At 71.5% G+C, this 4,255-nt stretch carries 2 protein-coding genes; one reads left to right on the top strand and one right to left on the bottom strand.

Annotated features, from left to right (window positions below; all coding sequences use genetic code 11):
- The coding region (locus ACWF79_RS22555; protein WP_453729990.1) for a HAMP domain-containing protein at positions 1-1,165 on the bottom strand (1,165 nt) is incomplete at its 3' end.
- Between the two features lie 356 nt (positions 1,166-1,521).
- Between ACWF79_RS22555 and ACWF79_RS22550 the strand changes: the two genes are divergently transcribed.
- Positions 1,522-4,173, top strand: a complete 2,652-nt coding sequence (locus ACWF79_RS22550) for a SpoIIE family protein phosphatase (protein WP_453729924.1) — start codon at positions 1,522-1,524, stop codon at positions 4,171-4,173.
- Positions 4,174-4,255 lie beyond the last annotated feature (82 nt).

The following is a 4,255-nucleotide window of genomic DNA, read 5'->3' as shown; positions in this document are numbered from 1 at the left end:
TCACCTGCGCGATGTCCCGCACCTGCGTGGTGATGTTCCGGAAGACGGTGTTGACCGAGTCCGTCAGGTCCTTCCAGGTGCCGGCCGCGCCGGGCACCTGCGCCTGACCACCGAGCAGACCCTCGGCACCGACCTCGCTCGCCACTCGGGTCACCTCGTCGGCGAACGTCCGCAGCGTCTCGGTCATCTGGTTGATGGTGTCCGCGAGCTGCGCGACCTCGCCGCGCGCGCTGACCGTGACCTTCTGGGACAGATCGCCGTTGGCGACCGCCGTCGTCACCTCGGCGATACCTCTCACCTGATTGGTGAGGTTTCCCGCCATGGTGTTGACGGAATCGGTGAGGTCCTTCCACACACCGCCGACCCCGGCGACCTCGGCCTGACCGCCCAGCTCACCCTCGGTGCCCACCTCGCGCGCGACCCGGGTCACCTCGGAGGAGAACGAGGACAGCTGGTCCACCATCGTGTTGACGGTGTTCTTCAGCTCCAGCATCTCGCCGGCCACGTGAACCGTGACCTTGTTGGACAGATCACCCCGGGCCACGGCCGTCGTGACGAGAGCGATGTCACGTACCTGCGCGGTCAATCGATACGCCATCGTGTTGACCGAATCCGTGAGATCCTTCCACGAACCGGACATTCCGCGTACCTGGGCCTGGCCGCCCAGGATGCCTTCGGTACCGACCTCGAGTGCGACCCGCGTCACTTCGTCCGTGAACGCGGACAGCTGGTCGACCAGGTTGTTCACCGTCCGGGCGACCTTCAGGAACTCCCCGCGCAGCGGCCGCCCCTCCGGCCCCTCCGACCGGAGGTCCATCCGCTGAGCGAGGTCGCCCTCGGCCACCGCCGACAGCACCCGCCCCACCTCGGAGACGGGCCGCGTCATGTCGTCGACCAGCGCGTTGGCGGCCTCGATCGCCGCGAGCCAGGCACCCTCACTGGGCCCCGCCTCCAGGCGCTCGGACAGCTTGCCCTCACGCCCCACCATGCGCCTGACCCGCGACAACTCGCCGGTCAGGTGCATCTGTCGGTCCGCGACCTCGTTGAAGACGGCGGAGATCTCCGCCATCATCCCGTCGCCCGACACCGTCAGCCGTTTACGGAAATTCCCGTCGCGCATCGAGACCAGGGCAGCCAGAAGCCGCTCCATGGCCGCCGCGTCCACCTGCACCGTCTCACCGCTCCGGGCACGTCCGCCCTTCGCGCGCGTCGTGCCGCCGCCGCCGCGCCGCGCCGCCGTGCCAGACTCCACCGTGTCCCTCCCGAAGGGGTTGACCGTACTGCCCGGGCCGTCACCACAAGCCTGCCCAGTGTTTCACCGCAGCCGAACCTGGCGATAACAGTTCGGCAGCTTCGCATAGCGTCCCCGTCCACGGGGGACGGAAACAGCGGCGACCGGCATCCGCTCGGACAGCGAAGGTAAGTAACCTGGCATCCGGCTGTCCAACCGCCCCTGTCCGCCCGGCGGGGGCGGGGTGGCGCGAAACGACCACCGGGCGTAGCGGGAGGGGCAGACCGACCATGGCGGAGCCGGGCGTCGAAACGCGTACGAGGAGTTCTGTGATCACCGCGCGGGCGGCTGCCACCTTCGACCCCGTCGGGCGGTCCGTCGCGACCGCCCGCGCCTTCGTCCGGGACACCCTCCAGGGCTGGGGATACGCCGAGGTCGTCGACGACGCCGTCGTCCTGACCAGCGAACTCGTCACCAACGCCGTCATCCACGCCGGCACCGCGGCCGACGTCCTGTGCCTGCGCAGCGACGACGGCATCCGCGTCGAGGTGGCCGACCGCTACCCCGAGCGCGAGATCCCCGTCCAGGGCGGCCGCACCGTCGCCCACCCCGACCGCGAGAACGGCCGTGGCCTGCTGCTGTGCGCCGCCCTCGCCACCCGCTGGGGCGTCGAGTACACACCCACGCACAAACGTGTCTGGTTCCAGCTCGATCTCCCCGAGCGCCCGATCGGCACCCGCTCCGCCGGACCGGTCCTCCCCGACGCCCTCCTCCCCGTCGCCGACAGCCGCGTCCGCGTCGCCGTCGCCCAGATCGACCGCGGCGGCGCCATCACCTCCTGGAACGAGGACGCCGAGGACCTCTTCGGGTACGCCGCCGAGAAGGTCGTCGGCAAGCCCCTCGGCGACCTCGCCGCCTGGCCGCACACCCCCGGCATCGGCACCGGCCTCGCCGAGGCCCTGCGCCTCTCCCGCTGGGAGGGCAGCTACGGCATTCGCTGCGCCGACGGCCGCGTCATCCCCGTCTACGCCTCCCACCTCCGCGTACGCGACGCGGCAGGCGAACCCTCGACGGTCTGCCTCCTGGTACGTGAGTACGAGCGCGCCGTCCTCCAGACCCCCCAGCGCCCCGCGGTCTCCGACTCGGGCGCCGAGAGCCGCGCCACGGACCCCTTCGAGGTCTTCATCGGCTCCCCCGCCCCCGACGACCTCGACGGCCTCCTCCAGCGCACGGTGGAACGCGCCCGTGACATGCTCGACGGCGACTCCGCCTTCCTGCTGCTCGCCACCGACGACGAGACCGAACTGGAGGTCCGGGCCACCACCGGCCTCCCCTCCGCCCGCCAGCGCTTCGCCCGCGTCCCCGTCGAGACCGGCGCCAGCCGTTACGGCTCCGCCCGGATGCCGGCCGTGCACGAGGACCTCGCGGCCGTCCCCGGCGCCGTACCGCTCCTCGAAGGCACCGGCATGCGCTCCGTCGTGACCGTGCCGCTCAAGGTGGAGGGCCGCCTCACCGGCTCCCTCGGCGTCGCCGCCGAGACCCCCAACCGGTACTCCAACGAGGAGGCGCTACGCCTCCAGTTCGCCGCCGACCGGATCGCGCTCGCCGTCGAGTCCGCCCGCCTCGGCGAGCTCGAACGGCTCCGCCGCGGCTCCCTCAGCTTCCTCGTCGAGGCCTCCGACCTGCTGGCCGGCACCCTCGACCGCGACCAGACCCTGGCCCTGATGGCCCAGATGACCGTCCCGACCCTCGCCACCTGGTGCGCCGTCTACACGATCGCCGACCAGGCCTCGGAGCCGTACCTCTCGTACGTCCTGCACGAGGACGAGGACCGCATCGACGGCCTGAAGGCGCTCCTCTCCTCGATCGCCCCACCGGACCCGGTGCCCACCCCCGGCGCCCGTGTCTGGGCGGCCCCGGCCGAGGCCGCCCACCGTGCCGCGCTCTCCACCTCGATGCGCGAACTCGGTCACGGCAGCGGCCCGTTGTCCTCCGGTATCGACACCACTCTGGCCACGGCCGCAGTGGTGGGCGGCGAGACGGTGGTCCTGCCGCTGGTCGCCCGCAACCGGGTGATCGGCATGCTCACGCTCGGCAAGCCCTCCGACGACCATTTCCGCCAGGAGATCCTGGAGCTCGCCGAGGACCTCTCCCGCCGAGCCGCTCTCGCCCTGGACAACGCCCGCCTCTACTCGGAGCGCATGGCGATCAGCCAGTCCCTCCAGCGCAGCCTGCTGCCGCCCGGCCTCCCCCAGATCGACAACGTCGAGGTCGAGGTCATCTACCGCGCGGCCGGCGAGGGCAACGAGGTCGGCGGAGACTTCTACGACCTCTTCCCCATCCGCGACAACGCGTACGGCTTCGCCATCGGCGACGTCTGCGGTACGGGCCCGGAGGCCGCCGCGGTCACGGGCCTGGCCCGCCACGCCCTGCGCCTGCTGGCCCGTGAGGGCTTCGGCGGCCCGGCGGTCCTGGAGCGCCTCAACGCGGCGATCCTGGACGAGGGCGCCCGCAGCCGCTTCCTGACGCTCCTCTACGGCGAGCTGTGGCCCCAGGAGGACGGCTCGGCGATCCTCAAGGTCGTCTGCGCCGGTCACCCGCTGCCGCTCCGCCTGCGCCAGGACGGAACGGTCGTCCCGGCCGCCGACCCGCAGCCGCTCCTGGGCGTCATCGACGACCTGGAGCTGTACGAGCAGACCATCACCCTCGAACCGGGCGACGTCCTGCTCTGTGTCACGGACGGCGTCACGGAACGCCGCGAGGGCACGCGCATGCTCGGCGACGACGGCCTGAGCGAGGTCCTCAAGACCTGCACGGGCCTGACAGCCGGCGCGGTGGCCGCCCGTATCCTCCGCGCGGTCGAGCGCTTCGCACAGGAGCCCGCATCCGACGACATGGCCATCCTGGCCATGCGTATCCCGGAGCCCCTCACCAGCAACTGACGGCGTGTGTGGTTCCCGCTCCGGTCGCAGCGTTGGGGTCGCACACACCCCAGCTCACACCCCCGTATGATTTAAACAACAA

Source organism: Streptomyces sp. NPDC054975 (genome assembly GCF_053609105.1).
Note: the sequence above shows the minus strand (reverse complement) of the source record. Positions and strands in the feature narration are given on the sequence as shown.

Bases quoted from the DNA above. Each gene is read 5' to 3' on its own strand.
- ACWF79_RS22550 (WP_453729924.1), top strand. From the start codon at position 1,522: ATGGCGGAGCCGGGCGTCGAAACGCGTACGAGGAGTTCTGTGATCACC.